This window comes from Bradyrhizobium sp. AUGA SZCCT0105, assembly GCF_018129565.1.
Taxonomy (GTDB): Bacteria; Pseudomonadota; Alphaproteobacteria; order Rhizobiales; family Xanthobacteraceae; genus Bradyrhizobium.
Window position 1 is genome coordinate 611,936 of sequence record NZ_JAFCMK010000004.1, and the last position, 17,823, is coordinate 629,758.

Annotated in this window: 16 protein-coding genes; 12 read left to right on the forward strand and 4 right to left on the reverse strand. The window is 64.4% G+C overall.

The annotated features are described in order from the left end of the window. Nucleotides 1–2 precede the first annotated feature (2 nt). From nusA to JQ573_RS22505, 10 genes are all read left to right on the forward strand, one after another. Nucleotides 3–1,616 carry a transcription termination factor NusA gene (nusA, locus tag JQ573_RS22460; RefSeq protein WP_207834312.1) on the forward strand — a complete coding sequence of 538 codons (1,614 nt, stop codon included), beginning with the start codon at nt 3–5 and terminating at the stop codon, nt 1,614–1,616. A 15-nt stretch (nt 1,617–1,631) separates the two neighbouring features. Next, nucleotides 1,632–2,318, forward strand: coding sequence for an RNA-binding protein (locus JQ573_RS22465; RefSeq protein ID WP_092120687.1), 687 nt, complete (start codon nt 1,632–1,634; stop codon nt 2,316–2,318). A gap of 107 nt (nt 2,319–2,425) precedes the next feature. After that, nucleotides 2,426–5,125: a translation initiation factor IF-2 gene (gene infB, locus JQ573_RS22470; RefSeq protein ID WP_212312457.1), complete on the forward strand. Its 2,700-nt coding sequence runs from the start codon at nt 2,426–2,428 to the stop codon at nt 5,123–5,125. A 174-nt stretch (nt 5,126–5,299) separates the two neighbouring features. Next, entirely contained in the window at nt 5,300–5,710 is a 411-nt protein-coding gene (gene rbfA / locus JQ573_RS22475; protein ID WP_212312459.1) for a 30S ribosome-binding factor RbfA, read from the forward strand. Beyond that, nucleotides 5,710–6,819 (forward strand): tRNA pseudouridine(55) synthase TruB, encoded by a 1,110-nt coding sequence (gene truB / locus JQ573_RS22480; protein WP_212312461.1) that lies wholly within the window; start codon nt 5,710–5,712, stop codon nt 6,817–6,819. The genes rbfA and truB overlap by 1 nt, the downstream gene beginning before the upstream one ends. Nucleotides 6,820–6,821: 2 nt before the next feature. Further along, the gene (rpsO, locus tag JQ573_RS22485) at nt 6,822–7,091 is read left to right on the forward strand and encodes a 30S ribosomal protein S15 (RefSeq protein WP_016844725.1); all 270 of its coding nucleotides are present in this window, start codon (nt 6,822–6,824) and stop codon (nt 7,089–7,091) included. Between the two features lie 316 nt (nt 7,092–7,407). Beyond that, nucleotides 7,408–9,564, forward strand: a complete 2,157-nt coding sequence (pnp, locus tag JQ573_RS22490) for a polyribonucleotide nucleotidyltransferase (RefSeq protein ID WP_212312469.1) — start codon at nt 7,408–7,410, stop codon at nt 9,562–9,564. Nucleotides 9,565–9,772: 208 nt separating this feature from the next. After that, nucleotides 9,773–10,507: a superoxide dismutase gene (locus tag JQ573_RS22495; RefSeq protein WP_249132092.1), complete on the forward strand. Its 735-nt coding sequence runs from the start codon at nt 9,773–9,775 to the stop codon at nt 10,505–10,507. A gap of 228 nt (nt 10,508–10,735) precedes the next feature. Further along, on the forward strand, nt 10,736–11,233 hold the full coding sequence (locus tag JQ573_RS22500; protein ID WP_212312471.1) for a GNAT family N-acetyltransferase: 498 nt from the start codon (nt 10,736–10,738) through the stop codon (nt 11,231–11,233). Further along, a complete protein-coding gene (locus JQ573_RS22505) occupies nt 11,230–11,826 on the forward strand; it encodes a glutathione S-transferase family protein (RefSeq protein ID WP_212312479.1) in 597 nt (198 codons plus the stop codon). Before JQ573_RS22500 ends, JQ573_RS22505 begins: the two co-directional genes overlap by 4 nt. 115 nt (nt 11,827–11,941) lie before the next feature. On the opposite strand, the gene fabV is transcribed toward JQ573_RS22505, so the two are convergent. From fabV to fabA, 3 genes are all read right to left on the reverse strand, one after another. Continuing rightward, complete coding sequence (fabV, locus tag JQ573_RS22510; protein WP_212312481.1) at nt 11,942–13,114, reverse strand: enoyl-ACP reductase FabV; 1,173 nt, start codon at nt 13,112–13,114, stop codon at nt 11,942–11,944. 78 nt (nt 13,115–13,192) lie between these two features. Then, on the reverse strand, nt 13,193–14,416 hold the full coding sequence (gene fabB / locus JQ573_RS22515; RefSeq protein ID WP_212312483.1) for a beta-ketoacyl-ACP synthase I: 1,224 nt from the start codon (nt 14,414–14,416) through the stop codon (nt 13,193–13,195). A gap of 43 nt (nt 14,417–14,459) precedes the next feature. Then, nucleotides 14,460–14,981 carry a 3-hydroxyacyl-[acyl-carrier-protein] dehydratase FabA gene (gene fabA, locus JQ573_RS22520; protein ID WP_028343922.1) on the reverse strand — a complete coding sequence of 174 codons (522 nt, stop codon included), beginning with the start codon at nt 14,979–14,981 and terminating at the stop codon, nt 14,460–14,462. Between the two features lie 329 nt (nt 14,982–15,310). Here fabA and irrA point away from each other — a divergent pair, with 329 nt between their 5' ends. Next, nucleotides 15,311–15,802 (forward strand): iron response transcriptional regulator IrrA, encoded by a 492-nt coding sequence (irrA, locus tag JQ573_RS22525; RefSeq protein ID WP_163156898.1) that lies wholly within the window; start codon nt 15,311–15,313, stop codon nt 15,800–15,802. Between the two features lie 69 nt (nt 15,803–15,871). Here the strand turns inward: irrA and JQ573_RS22530 are convergent, their stop codons facing one another. Further along, entirely contained in the window at nt 15,872–16,396 is a 525-nt protein-coding gene (locus tag JQ573_RS22530; protein ID WP_097671295.1) for an SH3 domain-containing protein, read from the reverse strand. A 345-nt stretch (nt 16,397–16,741) separates the two neighbouring features. On the opposite strand from JQ573_RS22530, the gene JQ573_RS22535 reads away from it, so the two are divergent. Beyond that, nucleotides 16,742–17,746, forward strand: a complete 1,005-nt coding sequence (locus JQ573_RS22535; protein ID WP_212312485.1) for a D-glycerate dehydrogenase — start codon at nt 16,742–16,744, stop codon at nt 17,744–17,746. Nucleotides 17,747–17,823 lie beyond the last annotated feature (77 nt).

The following is a 17,823-nucleotide window of genomic DNA, read 5'->3' on the forward strand; positions in this document are numbered from 1 at the left end:
CCATGGCAGTCAGCGCCAACAAACTCGAACTGCTGCAGATCGCAGACGCAGTTGCGCGCGAAAAGTCGATCGACCGCTCCATCGTGATCGCGGCGATGGAAGACGCCATCGCCAAGGCGGCGCGTGCCCGCTACGGCAGCGAGACCGACGTCCATGCCGAGATCGACGCCAAGAAGGGCGAGCTGCGATTGACCCGCCACATGCTGGTGGTCGATGTCGTCGAGAACTCGTCGAACCAGATTTCGCTGCATGATGCGCAGCGCGCCAATCCGGGCGCCCAGGTCGGCGACACCATCGCCGACACGCTGCCGCCGCTGGAATATGGCCGTATCGCCGCGCAATCCGCCAAGCAGGTGATCGTGCAGAAGGTGCGCGAGGCCGAACGCGACCGGCAGTACCAGGAATTCAAGGACCGCATCGGCGACATCGTCAACGGCATCGTCAAGCGCGTCGAATACGGCAGCGTGATCGTCGATCTCGGCCGTGGCGAAGCGATCGTGCGCCGCGACGAGATGCTGCCGCGCGAAGTGTTCCGCAACGGCGACCGCGTCCGCGCCTATATCTTCGACGTCCGCCGCGAGACGCGCGGTCCGCAGATCTTCCTGTCGCGCACCCATCCGCAGTTCATGGCGAAGCTGTTCGCGCAGGAAGTGCCCGAGATCTACGACGGCATCGTCGAGATCAAGGCGGTGGCCCGCGATCCCGGCTCGCGCGCCAAGATCGGCGTGATCTCGCGCGATTCCTCGGTCGACCCGGTCGGCGCCTGCGTCGGCATGCGCGGCTCGCGCGTCCAGGCCGTGGTGAACGAGCTGCAGGGCGAGAAGATCGACATCATCCCGTGGTCGCCCGACATTGCGACCTTCGTCGTCAACGCGCTGGCGCCGGCTGAAGTCGCCAAGGTCGTGATCGACGAAGACCGCGAGCGCATCGAGGTCGTGGTTCCCGACACCAACAACCAGCTCTCGCTGGCGATCGGCCGCCGCGGCCAGAACGTCCGTCTCGCCTCGCAGCTGACCGGCTGGGACATCGACATCCTGACCGAACAGGAAGAGTCGGAGCGCCGCCAGGCCGACTTCGAGAACTCGACCCGCGTGTTCATGGAAGCGCTCAATGTCGACGAGGTGGTCGGCCAGCTGCTCGCCTCCGAAGGCTTCACCTCGGTCGAGGAACTCGCGCTGGTCGATGTCAAGGAACTCGCCGGTATCGAAGGTTTCGACGAAGAGACCGCCACCGAGCTGCAGACCCGCGCCCGCGAATATCTGGAGCAGCTTGAGGCTGAACTCGAGGCCAAGCGCAAGGAACTCGGCGTCGAGGACGCCATGAAGGACGTGCCCGGCGTCACCGGCAAGATGCTGGTGAAGCTCGGCGAGAACGACGTGAAGACCGTCGAGGATCTGGCCGGCTGTGCCACCGACGATCTGGTCGGCTGGACCGAGCGCAAGGAAGGCGGCGAGCCGACCAAGCATGCCGGGTTCCTCGATGGCATCGAGGTCTCGCGCGACGAGGCCGAGGCCTTGATCATGCAGGCCCGTCTGAAGGCCGGCTGGATCACCGAGGCCGACCTTGCCAAGCCTGCTGAGGAGGCCGAGGCCGCCGAAGCAGAAACGGCGTCGTAGGGAGATGCCCCACGGATGCTCGCTCAGGCTGACCCCGATCTCGACGATGGGCCGCGGACACAGAAGTCCGCGACCACGCGGATGTGCGCGGTCAGCCGCGAGGTGCGTCCGATCGACGAACTGATCCGGTTCGTCATCGCGCCCACGGGCGAGGTGATCCCGGATCTCAAGCGCAAGCTGCCGGGCCGCGGAATGTGGGTTTCCGCATCGCGGCGCAGCGTTGCGGAAGCGGTCCGTCGTCACCAATTTAGCAAGGGATTCAAGCGCGATGTCCGCGTCGCGCCGACCCTTCCCGCCGACACCGACGCCCTCCTGGTCCGCAGCGTCACCGAGGCCCTGGCGATGGCCGCCAAGGCCGGGCAGGTCGTCGCGGGCTTCGGCAAGGTCGAGGACGCACTCAACCGGAACGAAACCGCAGCCCTGATCCACGCTTCGGACGGCGCAGCGGACGGAATCCGCAAATTGGACGCGATCGTCAGGCAAAGGGGCGAAAAACGTGGTGAATCGCCGGTAATCGCCGTCGTCAATGTTTTGACGTCGGAAGAATTGGATTTGGCACTTGGGCGGTCAAATGTGATACATGCTGCGCTGCTCGCGGGCCCGGCGAGCAAGACGTTCCTGTCGCGCTGCCAGTTGCTGGTCCGATACCGGATGGCCGACGACGACAAGACCGCCGAAGCGGCCAGAAATTCCAGAGCCTGATCCAGGAAGGCGGACGCCGTCATTCCGACCGGATCATGCTCAGCAAACGACGACAGTTGAAGGATTTGTGCGGCATACGCACAGCGAAACGAGATTAGGACTGCTGAATGGTTGATACCAAGACCCCTGGCGACAAGACTCTGAGTGTCCCGAGCAAGACGTTGTCGCTGAAGCCGCGCGTCGAGACGGGCACCGTGCGCCAGAGCTTCAGCCACGGCCGGACCAAGCAGGTCGTGGTCGAGAAACGCGGCAAGCGTCGCGTCGGTGGCGATGGCCCCGGCGAGGCGCATGCGCCGGAACCCGTGGTTGCAAAGCCGGTGGCGCCCGCCCCGAGGCCGCCGCAGGGCCGCCCCTCGGGTCCGCCTTCCGGCCAGCAACAGCGCAACACCCGCTCCGGCGTGGTGCTGCCGACCCTGACTGAAGACGAGCGTTCCGCGCGCGCCAGCGCGCTTGCCGACGCCCGTCAGCGCGACATCGAGGAGCGTCGTCAAGCCGAAGAGGAAGCCAAGCGTCGCGCCGTCCGCGAGGCTGCCGAGAAGGTCGAGCGCGAGGCCGCCGAGGCCCGCCGCAAGGCGGAAGAGGAACGCCACCGCCACGAGGAAGAGGCCAAGCGCAAGGCCGAAGTCGAGGCCAAGCGCCGCTTCGGCGAGGGCGAAGCCAAGCCCGGCGCGGCGCCTGCCGCTGCACCGGCCAGGCCTGCCACGGCCGCACCCGCGTCTGCTCCGGCAGCCCGGGCGCCGGCAGCCCGCACCACGACCACAACGCCTGCGCGCACACCGGTCGCGCCGAGGCCCCCGGGGGTTGCCGCAGATGCGACGGACGAAGACGAAGGTCCGCGCCTGGTGCGCCGTCCCGGCGGCGCCGTGCGTCCCGTTGCGGCCCCGAAGGCCACCCAGAAGCCCGGCCCGCAGAAGCAGCGCGGACGACTCACGGTCGTCACGGCGCTCACCGCCGACGACGTCCGCGAGCGCTCGATCGCCTCGTTCCGCCGCCGTACCCAGCGTCTGAAGGGTCACGCCGCGAACGAGCAGAAGGAAAAGCTGATCCGCGAAGTCGTCATTCCGGAAGCGATCACGATCCAGGAACTCGCGAACCGCATGTCGGAGCGCGCGGTCGACGTCATCCGCATGCTGATGAAGCAGGGCGCGATGCACAAGATCACCGACGTGATCGATGCCGACACGGCGCAACTGATCGCCGAAGAACTCGGCCATAGCGTCAAGCGCGTCGCCGCATCCGACGTTGAGGAAGGCCTGTTCGACGTCGTCGACAATTCCACCGACACCGAGCCGCGTTCGCCCGTGGTCACCGTCATGGGTCACGTCGACCACGGCAAGACCTCGCTGCTCGACGCGCTGCGCCACGCCAACGTGGTGTCGGGCGAAGCCGGCGGTATCACCCAGCACATCGGTGCCTATCAGGTGACTTCGCCGGAAAGCGGCAAGAAGATCACCTTCATCGATACGCCAGGCCACGCCGCGTTCACCGCGATGCGCGCCCGCGGCGCCAAGGTCACCGACATCGTCGTGCTGGTGGTCGCGGCCGATGACGGCGTGATGCCGCAGACGATCGAGGCGATCAACCACGCCAAGGCGGCCAAGGTGCCGATGATCGTGGCGATCAACAAGATCGACAAGCCCGATGCGCGGCCGGAGCGCGTGCGCACCGAATTGCTGCAGTACGAGGTGCAGGTCGAATCGCTCGGCGGCGACGTCGTCGACGTCGAGGTCTCGGCCAAGAACAAGACCAATCTCGACCGGCTGCTCGAGATGATCGCGCTGCAGGCTGAAATCCTCGACCTGAAGACCAATTCGCAGCGTCCGGCGGAAGGCACCGTGATCGAAGCCAAGCTCGATCGTGGCCGCGGTCCGGTCGCGACCGTGCTGGTGCAGCGCGGCACGCTGCGGATCGGCGACATCATCGTGGCCGGTGCCGAGATGGGCCGCGTCCGCGCCTTGATCTCCGACCAGGGCGAGAATCTCGACGAGGCCGGCCCGTCGGTGCCGGTCGAGGTGCTCGGCTTCAACGGTCCGCCGGAAGCCGGCGACCGTCTCGCTGTCGTCGAGAACGAAGCCCGCGCCCGCCAGGTCACGAGCTACCGTGCGCACCAGAAGCGCGAGAACGCGGCTGCCTCGATCTCCGGCATGCGCGGCTCGCTCGAGCAGATGATGTCGCAGCTCAAGACCGCGGGCCGCAAGGAGTTCCCGCTGATCGTCAAGGCCGACGTGCAGGGCTCGCTGGAAGCGATCCTGGGTTCGCTCGAGAAGCTCGGCACCGACGAAGTCGCCGCCCGCATCCTGCATGCCGGCGTCGGCGGCATCTCGGAGTCCGACGTCACGCTCGCGGAAGGCTTCAACGCCGCGATCATCGGCTTCTCGGTCCGCGCCAACAAGGAAGCGGCGGCCGCAGCCAAGCGCAACGGCATCGAGATCCGCTACTACAACATCATCTACGACCTCGTGGATGACATCAAAAAGGCGATGTCCGGCCTGCTCGCGCCCACGCTGCGCGAAACCATGCTGGGCAACGCGCAGATCCTGGAAGTGTTCAACATTTCCAAGGTCGGCAAGGTCGCGGGTTGCCGCGTCACCGACGGCACCGTGGAACGCGGCGCCAATGTTCGCCTGATCCGCGACAACGTCGTGGTGCACGAAGGCAAGCTGTCGACGCTGAAGCGCTTCAAGGATGAAGTGAAGGAAGTGGTCGCCGGCCAGGAGTGTGGCATGGCATTCGAGAACTACGGCGACATGCGTGTCGGCGACGTGATCGAATGTTACCGCATCGAGACGATCCAGCGCTCTCTGTAAGTCCAAATCTTACGAAGCGCAGATCTTACTAAGCGTTGGGTCCATTTAACTGAAAATGCGACGACGTGGCCGGACTTTTAGTCCGGCCACCGGCGCATCGTCCGATTGAAAGCAAAGCTAGACATTGATGCCCGCGGCCAAGGCCGGCGGGCGCGACGGTTTTGGAAGAAGGTCATGCCCCGTCAAAAGAAGAGTTCCAGCCCCGGCGGATCGCAACGTCAGCTGCGCGTCGGCGAAACGGTTCGCCATGCGGTTGCCGAGATTCTGTCACAGGGTCAGGTTCACGATCCCGATCTGGAAGGCCACATCATCACCGTTCCCGAGGTGCGCATGTCGCCGGACCTGAAGCTCGCCACGGTCTACGTGATGCCGCTCGGCGGACGCGACACCGGCGCGGTGATATCAGCGCTCGAGCGCAACAAGAAGTTCCTTCGCGGCGAGATCGCGCATCGCGTCAACCTGAAATTTGCACCCGACATTCGCTTCCGCGTCGATGAGCGATTCGACGAGGCGGAGCGCATCGAGAAACTACTGCGGACACCTGCGGTGCAGCGAGACCTTGCACCCGATTCGGACGACGAGTGATGACTGTGATGACGACCAACAGCGTGATCGACGCGAAGGATGCCGATGCGCGCGACGCTGAGCGGGATGCTTTTGCCGGGCCGCGCACCGACGATACGCGCCGCACCAACAACGACCCGCGCCAGAAGCACGGCAGGCAGAACCAGCAGCCGCGCCGCGACAAGCGCGACGTCCATGGCTGGGTGGTGCTCGACAAGCCGATCGGGATGACCTCGACACAGGCCGTTGCCGTGCTCAAGCGCCTGTTCCAGGCCAAGCGCGCCGGCCATGCGGGCACGCTCGATCCGCTCGCCTCCGGCGGCCTGCCGATCGCGCTGGGCGAGGCCACCAAGACGGTGCCGTTCGTGATGGACGGCCGCAAGCGCTACCGCTTCACGGTCAGCTGGGGCGAGGAGCGCGACACCGACGACACCGAGGGACGGCCGGTCAGGACCAGCGAGAGCCGGCCGACCGCCGATTCGATCCGCCAATTGCTGCCGCGCTTCACCGGGGTGATCGAGCAGATCCCGCCGCAATATTCGGCCATCAAGGTGCAGGGTGAGCGGGCCTATGATCTGGCACGCGACGGCGAGACCGTGGAACTGAAGCCCCGTCCGGTCGAGATTCACGAATTAACCCTTGTAGAACACGGAGATAACGGACAATCCGTGTTCGAGGCCGAGTGCGGCAAGGGAACCTATGTCCGAGCCCTGGCCCGCGATATGGGCCGGATTCTGGGCTGTTTCGGCCATATCTGCGCCCTGCGGCGGACCCTGGTCGGTCCGTTTACCGAGCGGGACATGATTCCGCTGGAACAGTTGGAGGCTTTATGCAATAGAGCCGCGTCTGGCGAGGGCAGCCTCGCCGACGCGCTTTTGCCCGTTGAGACCGCGCTGGACGACATCCCGGCACTGGCCGTCACACGGGCTGATGCGGCAAGGCTCCACCGGGGCCAGGCCGTTTTGTTGCGCGGACGGGATGCGCCCAATACCAGCGGCACAGTCTATGTCACGGTGGCAGGCCGACTTCTCGCGCTTGCCGAGATTGGCAATGGCGAACTCATCCCCAAGCGCGTGTTCAACCTGAACGGACTGACTGCCAGTCCGGCTCGCAACAACGAAAGTAACTGACGATGTCGATTACCGCCGAACGCAAAGCGGAAGTCATCAAGACGAATGCCAACAAAGCCGGCGACACCGGCTCGCCCGAGGTTCAGGTCGCGATCCTGTCGGAACGCATCAATAACCTCACCGAGCACTTCAAGAGCCATGTGAAGGACAACCATTCACGCCGCGGCCTCCTGAAGCTGGTGTCGACGCGTCGCTCCCTGCTTGACTACATCAAGCGCAAGGACGAGGCGCGCTACAAGGCGCTGCTCGAGAAGCACAACATCCGTCGTTGATTTGAGAAGCACGCGCGCGAGGTTCGCGCGCGTTTTCGTATGGTCGTCCGTGAAATCGGGCTTTCGAATTGTCGAAAGATGATCATGCGCAACAGCATGGCCATCGCGCCATGCACACTAGCGTCCAGCAGCAATCCGGCCGCTGGACCGGGCAAGATGCCCAGATGACCGAAAGGATGGACGCCATCCGAAATCCAGGGACCATGGCAGGATCGCCGGATGCTGACCGCAGCAGCGCATCAGTGTCTCGCCGTCTTGGCATGGTCTTTGTGTTTCAGGGCGCCGTGCTTTCGTGAAACCATGAAAGAAAACCGAAATGTTCAATTCGCATTCCGTCGAGATCGACTGGGGTGGACGTCCCCTCAAACTTGAAACCGGCAAGATCGCCCGCCAGGCCGACGGCGCCGTGATGGCCACCTACGGCGAGACCGTGGTGCTCGCCACCGTCGTCGCCGCGAAGACGCCGCGCGAAGGCGTCGACTTCCTGCCGCTCACGGTCGACTACCAGGAGAAGACCTATGCCGCGGGCCGCATTCCCGGCGGCTATTTCAAGCGCGAAGGCCGTCCGACCGAGAAGGAGACGCTGGTCTCCCGTCTGATCGACCGCCCGATCCGTCCGCTGTTCGTCGACGGCTGGCGCAACGAGACCCAGGTGATCGTCACCGTCCTGTCGCACGACATGGAGAACGATCCGGACATCGTGTCGCTGGTCGCCGCCTCCGCCGCCCTGACGCTGTCGGGCGCGCCGTTCAAGGGCCCGATCGGCGCCGCGCGCGTCGGCTTCGCCAATGATGAATACGTGCTCAACCCGACGCTCGACGAGATGACCGAGACCCAGCTCGATCTCGTCGTCGCCGGCACGGCCGACGCCGTGCTGATGGTGGAATCGGAAGCCAAGGAGCTCAACGAAGACGTGATGCTCGGCGCGGTCATGTTCGGCCACCGCCACTTCCAGCCGGTCATCAACGCGATCATCGAGCTCGCCGAGAAGGCTGCCAAGGAGCCGCGCGAAGTCACCACGATCGACAATTCGGAGATCGAGAAGGAGATGCTTGGCATTGCCGAGCAGGATCTCCGCAAGGCCTACGCGATCCCGGTCAAGCAGGAACGCTATGCCGCGGTCGGTGCCGTCAAGGAGAAGGTGCTCGCGCACTTCTTCCCGGAAGGCCAGGAGCCGAAATACGACAAGCTCCGCGTCGCCGGCGTGTTCAAGGAACTGGAAGCCAAGATCGTTCGCTGGAACATCCTCGACACCGGCAAGCGCATCGACGGCCGTGACGCGAAGACCGTGCGCAACATCGTCGCCGAAGCCGGCGTGCTGCCGCGCGCCCACGGCTCGGCGCTGTTCACTCGCGGCGAGACCCAGGCGGTGGTGGTGACCACGCTCGGCACCGGCGAGGACGAGCAGTACATCGACGCGCTGTCGGGGACGTACAAGGAAACGTTCCTGCTGCACTACAACTTCCCGCCCTACTCGGTCGGTGAGACCGGCCGCCTCGGCGGCACCAAGCGCCGCGAGATCGGCCACGGCAAGCTCGCCTGGCGCGCGATCCACCCGGTGCTGCCGCCGCATCACGAGTTCCCGTACACGATCCGCGTGGTCTCCGAGATCACCGAGTCGAACGGCTCGTCCTCGATGGCCTCGGTCTGCGGCGCCTCGCTGTCGCTGATGGACGCCGGCGTGCCGCTGAAGCGGCCGACCGCCGGTATCGCCATGGGCCTGATCCTCGAAGGTCAGCGCTTCGCGGTGCTGTCGGACATCCTCGGCGACGAGGATCATCTCGGCGACATGGACTTCAAGGTCGCCGGCACCGACCAGGGCATCACCTCGCTCCAGATGGACATCAAGATCGAGGGCATCACCGAGGAGATCATGAAGGTGGCGCTCGGCCAGGCCAAGGAAGGACGCATCCACATCCTGGGTGAGATGTCCAAGGCCCTGACCGCGGCGCGTGCCGAGCTCGGCGAATACGCGCCGCGCATCGAGACCTTCAAGATCGCCACCGACAAGATCCGCGAAGTGATCGGCACCGGCGGCAAGGTGATCCGCGAGATCGTCGAGAAGACCGGCGCCAAGGTCAACATCGAGGACGACGGCACCGTGAAGGTCGCCTCCAACGACGGCGAGGCGATGAAGGCTGCGATCAAGTGGATCAAGTCGATCGCCTCCGATCCGGAGATCGGCCAGATCTACGAGGGCACCGTCGTCAAGGTGATGGAGTTCGGCGCGTTCGTGAACTTCTTCGGCGCCAAGGACGGCCTCGTCCACATCAGCCAGCTCGCGGCCAGCCGCGTGCAGAAGACCTCCGACGTCGTCAAGGAAGGCGACAAGGTCAAGGTCAAGCTGCTCGGCTTCGACGATCGCGGCAAGACCCGCCTGTCGATGAAGGCGGTCGACCAGGAGACCGGCGAGGACCTCGAGGCCAAGCAGAAGACCGACGCCCCGGCCCCGCGCGAAGCTGCCGGCGAGTAAGCTTGTTTGAAATGAAACGACGAAGGGCGGCCGAAAGGCCGCCCTTTTTGTTTGATGGGATGTTCGAACGGGCCAGCGCCCTGTCAGACAATGCGAGATTCCGACGCAGCGTCACAATGACCGTCTTCGAAACGGCATACGGTGGCTCGCGCGTATCTCGCTATGCTCTGTCGACGGGGACACTGGAGCTACAGGCCAGGAGGAATCGATGTCACTTATATCCCGCCGCCATCTCGTGCTCGCGGCAACTACGACCGCCGCGGCCGCGGCAGCGCCACGTTTCGCGTTCGCGCAGGCCACGACACAGGCCCCGGCCGGACCGTTCAAGATCGAACCGCTGGCCTATCCCGCCAATGCGCTGGAGCCGCATATCGATGCCAAGACGATGGAAATCCATCACGACCGGCATCACCAAGCCTATGTCACCAACCTCAACACATTCGCCAAGGACAATCCGCAGATCGCGGAGAAGCCGGTCACCGAGGTGCTCGCCAATCTCGGCAGCGTGCCGGACGCGATCCGTACCGGCGTTCGTAACAACATGGGTGGCCACGCCAACCACACGATGTTCTGGCAGATCATGGGACCGAACGGCGGCAAGCCCGACGACGACGTGCTCGCCGCGATCGACCGCGACCTCGGCGGCTTGGAAAAACTCCAGGCCGATTTCAACGCCGCCGGCGGGCGCGTGTTCGGCTCCGGCTGGGTGTTCGTCACCGTGACCAGGGACGGCAAGCTCGCGATCGAGACGCGGCCGAACCAGGACAATCCGATCATGGACGGTAAACGCGCGCTGCTCGGCAACGACGTCTGGGAGCACGCCTATTACCTGACCTACCAGAACCGGCGGCCCGATTACCTCAAGGCGTGGTGGAATACGGTGAACTGGAAGGCCGTGGCCGAGCGTTATGCCGCAGCCAAGGCCGGCACGCTCGGCGTGTGAGCCGCGGGCTCGCCGGTCGCAACGAACTGCGTTAGAGCGTTTTCGAGCGAAGTGGACGCCGGTCCGCGTGAGAAAACGCGTCAAAACAAGAATCTAGAGCTTCGGTTCTGATTCAATCAGAACCGAAGATGCTCTAGGCTTGGAAGCCCCGCGATCGCTTCGCGGGGCTTCCACCTTTATACGTCCGCAGCTTCGCACCGCCGGTGCCGAACGCCAAGGGGATCGACGATGACGCTGCCGATCATCCGCCCTGCCCGTCCTGACGAACTTGATGCGATCGCGCGCGCCTGGATGGACAGCTGGGTCTCGACCGGGCTCTCGCAGGCAAGTGAAGGTCTGCTGAACGATCTGCGCGCCCGTCTGCCGCGCGAGATCGCGGGCGGCTGGAGCCTGTTTGTCGCCGACGATCACGGCACCATCGCCGCCATGCTGGCGCTGCACCTGCCGACCTTTTTGCTCGACCAGCTGATGGTCGTGCCCACCCATCAGGGCCAGAGCCTCGGACGCCATCTGCTCGCCTTCACGCGCCAACAGATGCCCGACGAGATCTGGTTGAAATGCGTCCGCGAGAACGAGAAGGCCTGGCGCTGGTACGAGCGCGAAGGCTTTGTGTTCGAGAAGGAAGCGCCCAATCCGGTCACCGGCTTCATGATGAAGCACTACCGGTGGAAGAGAGCGAAATTCGCCTACTCTTCGTCCATGCCGAAGAAAGGGACCGCACCATGATCAAGCTGTACTGGTCGCCGCGCTCGCGCTCGTTCTCCGCCATCTGGCTGCTGGAAGAATCCGGCCTGGCTTACGAGCGGGTGCTGACCGATATCAGCACCGGCGCGCAGAAGTCGCCGGACTTCCTCAAGATCAACCCGATGGGCAAGGTGCCGGCGTTGACCGACGGCGATGCCCAGCTCGCCGAGGCCGCCGCGATCTGCGCCTATGTCGCCGACCGCTACCCCGAAACCAAGCTCGCGCCGGCCACCAACGATCCGAAGCGCGCACGCTATCTGCAATGGCTGTTCTTCTCGCCGAGCTGCATCGAGCCGGCGCTGATCCAGCTCTTCACCAAGCTCGAGGTGCCGACCAGCACCGCGGCATGGGGCAGCGCGGCGCAGGTGTTCGACGTGCTCGATGCCGAGTTGCAGAAGGGGCCATGGATCCTCGGCGATCAGTTCTCCGCCGCCGACATCGCGATCGGCGCAGGGCTGAACTTTGCGGTGCGCGTGTTCAAGATGGTGCCGCCGCGGCCGTCATTCGAGGCCTATATCGACCGCTGCGTGGCGCGGCCCGCGTTCCAGCGCGCGGAGAAGATTGCGGTGGGGTAACGCGATGTAGCCCGGATGCAGCGAAGCGAAATCCGGGAAACTAACTCCATGTCAACGTCTGTCCCGGATTTCGCTTCGCTGCATCCGGGCTACGAAGTAACGAATTTCGAACGGCCTAGCCCGGGACGACGCGAGGATCGACGTCCTGCGTGTAGTCGACGCCGTCGATGCCGAAGCCGAACAGGCGGAGGAACTGGCTCTTGTATTCGCCGAGGTCCGCCAACTCGCCGAGCGTCTCGGTGGTGAGCAGCGGCCAGCGCCGCGACACTTCCGTCTGCACTTCGGGCGAAAGCTCCCAATCGTCGACCCGGATGCGCTGCGCGTCGTCAAGCTCGACGCCCTTGCCGAGGCGGGTGCGGAACAGGCGATCGATCTGCTCGATGCAGCCCTCATGGAGCCCGAGCTGCTTCATCACCTTGAACAGCACCGTGCCATAGAGCGGCACCACCGGAATGGCCGAGCTCGCCTGGGTGACCACGGCCTTCAGCGCGACCACGCGGGCGGCGTCCGCGCCGAGCCGACCCCGGATCGCTTCCGCCTTGCTGTCGAGATCGACCTTGGCGCGGCCGAGCGTGCCGTTCCAGTAGATCGGCCAGGTCAGCTCACTGCCGATATAGGTGTAGTTGAGTGTGCGGAAGCCCGGCGCCAGCACGCCGGCGTCAGCCAGCTGGTCGATCCAGCGCTTCCAGTCATCGCCGCCCATCACCGCGACCGTGGCCGCGGTTTGCTCCTCGTTCGCCGGTTCAAGGGTGGTCTGGAACACCTCGCCGGTCTCGGTGTCGAGCGTCTTGATCTCGACCGGCGCGCCCAGCGGCTTGATGACCGAGCGATAGGTCTTGCCGGTGTCCGGATCGGTGCGGACCGGCGCCGCCATGCTGTAGACCAGCAAGTCGAGCTGCCCGAATTTTTCGCGCACACGCTCGATGAAATCCTTCTTCATCTCGTCGGAGAAGGCGTCGCCCTCCAACGTGAGCGGCGCGCGGCCGATCTTCTGGGCCTCGATCTCGAAGGCGCGGTTGTTGTACCAGCCGGCGCTGGCGCTTCTCTTTTCCGTCGGCTCGCGCTCCAGCGAGACGCCGATCGTGTCGGCGCCGCCGGCGAACGTCGCAACGATGCGGCTCGCGAGGCCGTAGCCCGTCGAGCAGCCCAGCACGGCAACGCGTTTCGGGCAGTCGGCGACCGGGCCCTGCTTGAGAACGTAAGCGATCTGTTCGCGGACATTCGTCGCGCAGCCGACGGGATGTGCCGTCGTGCAGATGAAGCCTCGCACGCGCGGTTCAATAATCATTCCCACCCCATTCCGGATCGTTGCAATATCCCCATTCGCTGCCTGCGGACCTCCCTCAGCAAGCGAGGAGAGGCGAAATCAGGCATCAAGCCGCCTGAACACCAGCGTGGCATTGGTGCCGCCGAAGCCGAACGAGTTCGACAGCACGGTCGTGAGCTTGGCGTTGTCGATGCGCTTGCGCACGATCGGCATGTCGGCGAACACCGGATCGAGCTCGGTGATATGCGCGCTTTCGCAGATGAAGCCGTTGTTCAGCATCAGCAGCGAGTAGATCGCCTCCTGCACGCCGGTGGCGCCGAGCGAGTGGCCGGTCAGCGCCTTGGTCGCCGAGATCGGCGGGCACTTGTCGCCGGTGCCGAACACCTTGCGGATCGCCTCGATCTCCGGTGGATCACCGGCCGGCGTCGAAGTGGCGTGCGGATTGATGTAATCGACCGGCGTGTCCACCGTCGAGATCGCCATGCGCATGCAGCGCTCAGCGCCCTCGCCCGACGGTGCCACCATGTCGTAACCGTCCGAGGTCGCGCCGTAGCCGACGACCTCACCGTAGATCCGCGCGCCGCGCGCCTTGGCATGCTCGAGCTCTTCGAGCACCACGACACCTGCGCCACCGGCGATCACGAAACCGTCGCGGCTGATGTCGTAGGGACGCGAGGCGGTCGCCGGCGTGTCGTTGTACTTCGACGACATGGCGCCCATGGCGTCGAACAGCACCGACAGCGTCCAGTCGAGTTCCTCGCAGCCGCCGGCGAAGATGATGTCCTGCTTGCCGATCTGGATCGTCTCGTAGGCATTGCCGATGCAATGGTTCGACGTCGCGCAAGCCGAGGAGATCGAGTAGTTCACGCCCTTAATCTTGAACCAAGTCGCGAGCGTTGCCGACGCGGTCGAGGACATTCCCTTCGGCACAGCGAACGGGCCAACACGCTTCGGGCCCTTGGCGCGCGCGATGTCAGCGGCCTCCACCAGCGTGCGCGTCGACGGTCCGCCGGATCCCATGATGATGCCGGTGCGAATATTCGAGACTTCATTTTCCTCGAGGCCGGAGTCGCGGATCGCCTGCTCCATGGCGACGTGATTCCACGCAGCACCTTCGGCAAGGAACCGCATCGCGCGGCGATCGATCACCTCGGCGGGATTGAGTGTCGGCGCACCGTGCACCTGCGAACGGAAGCCGAGCTCAGCAGCCTTCTCCGCGCGCGAAATGCCCGACTTTGCCTCGTAGAGGCTCGCAAGCACTTCCTGGGTGTTGTTACCGATGGACGAGACAATCCCCATCCCCGTGATGACAACCCGCCTCATGTTCGCCTCGCCCTGCCTTTATGTTGCCGCATGATGATCCTGCTCAAGATGGCGCCGTGCCCTGCTTGAACAATCCGACCTTCAAGTCCTTGGCGCGATAGATAATCTCGTCGTCCATGGAAAGCCACCCGTCGGCAATTCCAAGCACGAGCTTTGACCGCATCACGCGCTTGATATCGATGTTGTACACAACCTTGCGCGCGTGCGGCAGCACCTGTCCGGAGAACTTCAGCTCGCCGAGGCCGAGCGCGCGGCCACGACCTTCGCCCCCGATCCAACCGAGGTAAAAGCCGACCATTTGCCACATGGCATCGAGGCCGAGACAGCCCGGCATCACCGGATCGTTCTTGAAATGGCAGCCGAAGAACCAGAGATCCGGTTTCACTTCGAGCTCGGCGCGCACCAGCCCCTTGCCGTACTCGCCGCCGGTTTGCGAGATCTCACTGATGCGATCGAACATCAGCATCGGTGGCAGCGGCAACTGGGCGTTGCCGGGACCGAAAAGCTCGCCCCGCCCGCAAGCCAGCAAATCCTCGTATTCGTAACCGCCGCGCCGATCCAGCATCCTCTTTCCACCTCTGATGTCCCGATGAAGCGCTTTGCTTGGTCGGACCTTAATCTACCCACGGGAACCGGAATATCCCGTCCCGCATCTTGGCGCTACCTGGGTACGCTACCGGCCTGTTATCCCTGCCGAAAGCGCATATGTGGTCCGCGCGCTCTCTAACATAGGGCTAACTGGGCGGCAAAGCGGCATTCCGATGATAAATTGCCGTTTCTCCTTAGGTTTCTACCGCAGCTTGGATTCGTTCTAGTTGCGAAAAACTTGCATCTGATGGGCATCCTTTTTATATTTATAAGGAATATTGCCTGAGTTGGGTGCATAGAGTGGATATGAACGACGAAGTACCGGCTGTGAACGATGATGCCGTGCACCCGGCTGCCCGGGGCGCTGGGCACCACCCTGCCCTGACCGGTTGTCCGTGGCATGACGTCAACGAGATGCTGCAGTCTGCCGGCCTCCGGCCGACCCGTCAGCGCATGGCGCTGGGTTGGCTGCTGTTCGGCAAGGGAGCCCGCCACCTGACCGCTGAAATGCTGTACGAGGAAGCCACGCTGGCCAAGGTTCCGGTGTCGCTGGCGACCGTCTACAACACGCTCAACCAGCTGACCGATGCCGGCCTGCTGCGCCAGGTCAGCGTCGATGGCACCAAGACCTATTTCGACACCAACGTGTCGACGCATCACCACTTCTATCTCGAGCACAACCACGAGCTGGTCGACATTCCCGACCCGAACCTCGTGCTGTCGAAGATGCCCAACGTGCCTGATGGCTACGAGATTTCCCGCGTCGACATGGTCGTGCGGCTGCGCAAGAAGCGCTGATCCGGCCTTGGCATCGATTTGAGTTGTGATGGCCGGGCTCGTCCCGGCCATTGTCGTTTCAGGACTGCGTCAGTCCACCTTCTCGTCGGCGTAGACTCCCCACAGGCGTTGCTGCTCGATCCAGCCGTCGAACCCGTTACCGGTGACCCGGCACCAGTTATTGGCGCATTTTTTGACCTGCGCGACGACGCCGGCCTGCAGGCGCGCCGCGATGGCGCTGGTGGCGTCGGGACGATCGTACAGCGAGGCCAAATCGTCCTTGTTCTTCATCGTGACGACCGCGGTGCGGCGGCCGGACAGCAGGGAGTGATAGACCCAGCCTTCGGCGCCCTCGGAATCGCGCACCCGGCGCCAGTTCTCGAACTCGGCGGTGATCTCGACCGGCAGCCCCGACCGCGTGTAGACCCAGGCGACGTCATTGTCCTTGGTCGGGCCGGCCCGGACGTTCACGTGATCGGATTTCAGGCTGACATAGCGCGGAATCGGCAGGCCGCTGGTGGTGGGGCTCAGATCCTTGGCGGTATGTCCGGGCATGACCGACGCACTCAGCATGCTCCCGACCAAAGCCACCAATGAACCCAAACGCCAGACCATCAACTCGTCTCCTGCCGAGATGCCCAACCCGCATTCGGCGAGCTGCAACCCGAACCCAAATTCAAACCCGTGCCCGAAGGCCCCTGCGCGTCCCTGCCCGCATCGATCCGAGGGGTTCTTGTCTTGGCCCGGCCTTCTGCTAGAGAGGACGGAACGCCTGAGAGCCAGAACACCCGAATTTCCCGTTGTCTCCCCTTGGCGACAGCCGGGGCAAGTATCGGGGAACCCTAGGAAACGCGAAGGAAACGCCGGGACAGCGCGGCTATCAGCAGTGTCGAACAACCGGGTTAATGAGGCCTCAACGGCTCGGTTTTTGACGGGCCGCGCGCCTCATGAAAGCAGGACATGTCGGTGAAGAAAAAGCCTCTCGTCGTCGTCACCCGCAAGCTGCCGGACTCGATCGAGACCCGGATGCGCGAGCTGTTCGATGCCAGACTGAATCTCGACGACACGCCGATGACGCCGGAGCAGATCGCGGAGGCGGCGAGGACCGCCGACGTGCTGGTGCCGACCGTGACCGACATGATCCGCGAGGACGTGATCAATCAGCCCGACTGCAAGCTGAAGCTGATCGCCAATTTCGGCAATGGCGTCGACAATATCGACGTCACCGCCGCGCATGCCCGCGGCATCACGGTGACCAATACGCCGAAGGTGCTGACCGAGGACACCGCCGACATGACCATGGCGCTGATCCTTGCGGTGCCGAGGCGCATGATTGAAGGCGCCGCGATCCTGACCGAAGGCAAGCAGCACTGGGCCGGCTGGTCGCCGACCTGGATGCTGGGCCACCGCATCGGCGGCAAGCGGCTCGGCATCATCGGCATGGGCCGCATCGGCCAGGCCGTGGCGCGCCGCGCCCGCGCTTTCGGCCTCCAGATCCACTATCACAACCGCCGGCCGGTCGCGCCCGTCATCGCCGAGGAGTTGGGGGCGACCTATTGGGAAAGCCTCGACCAGATGCTGGCGCGGATGGACATCATCTCGGTGAACTGCCCGCACACGCCGGCGACCTATCATCTGCTCTCGGCGCGGCGGCTCAAGCTGATCCGGAAGGAAGCCTATATCGTCAACACCGCGCGCGGCGAGGTGATCGACGAGGACACGTTGATCAAGCTGATCGAAGCCGGCGATGTCGGCGGCGCAGGCCTTGACGTCTATGAGCACGAGCCCGCGGTAAACCCGAAGCTGGTGCGGCTCGCCAGAGCCGGCAAGGTGACGCTGTTGCCGCATATGGGCTCGGCCACGATCGAAGGCCGCGTCGAAATGGGCGAGAAGGTGATCATCAACATCCGAACCTTCCTCGACGCCCACAAGCCGCCGGATCGCGTGCTGCCGAGCATGTTGTAGGGTTCGTAGCCCGGATGGAGCGCAGCGAAATCCGGGACAGCATCGCCGCGTCAAGACCGCCCCCGGATTGCGCTTCG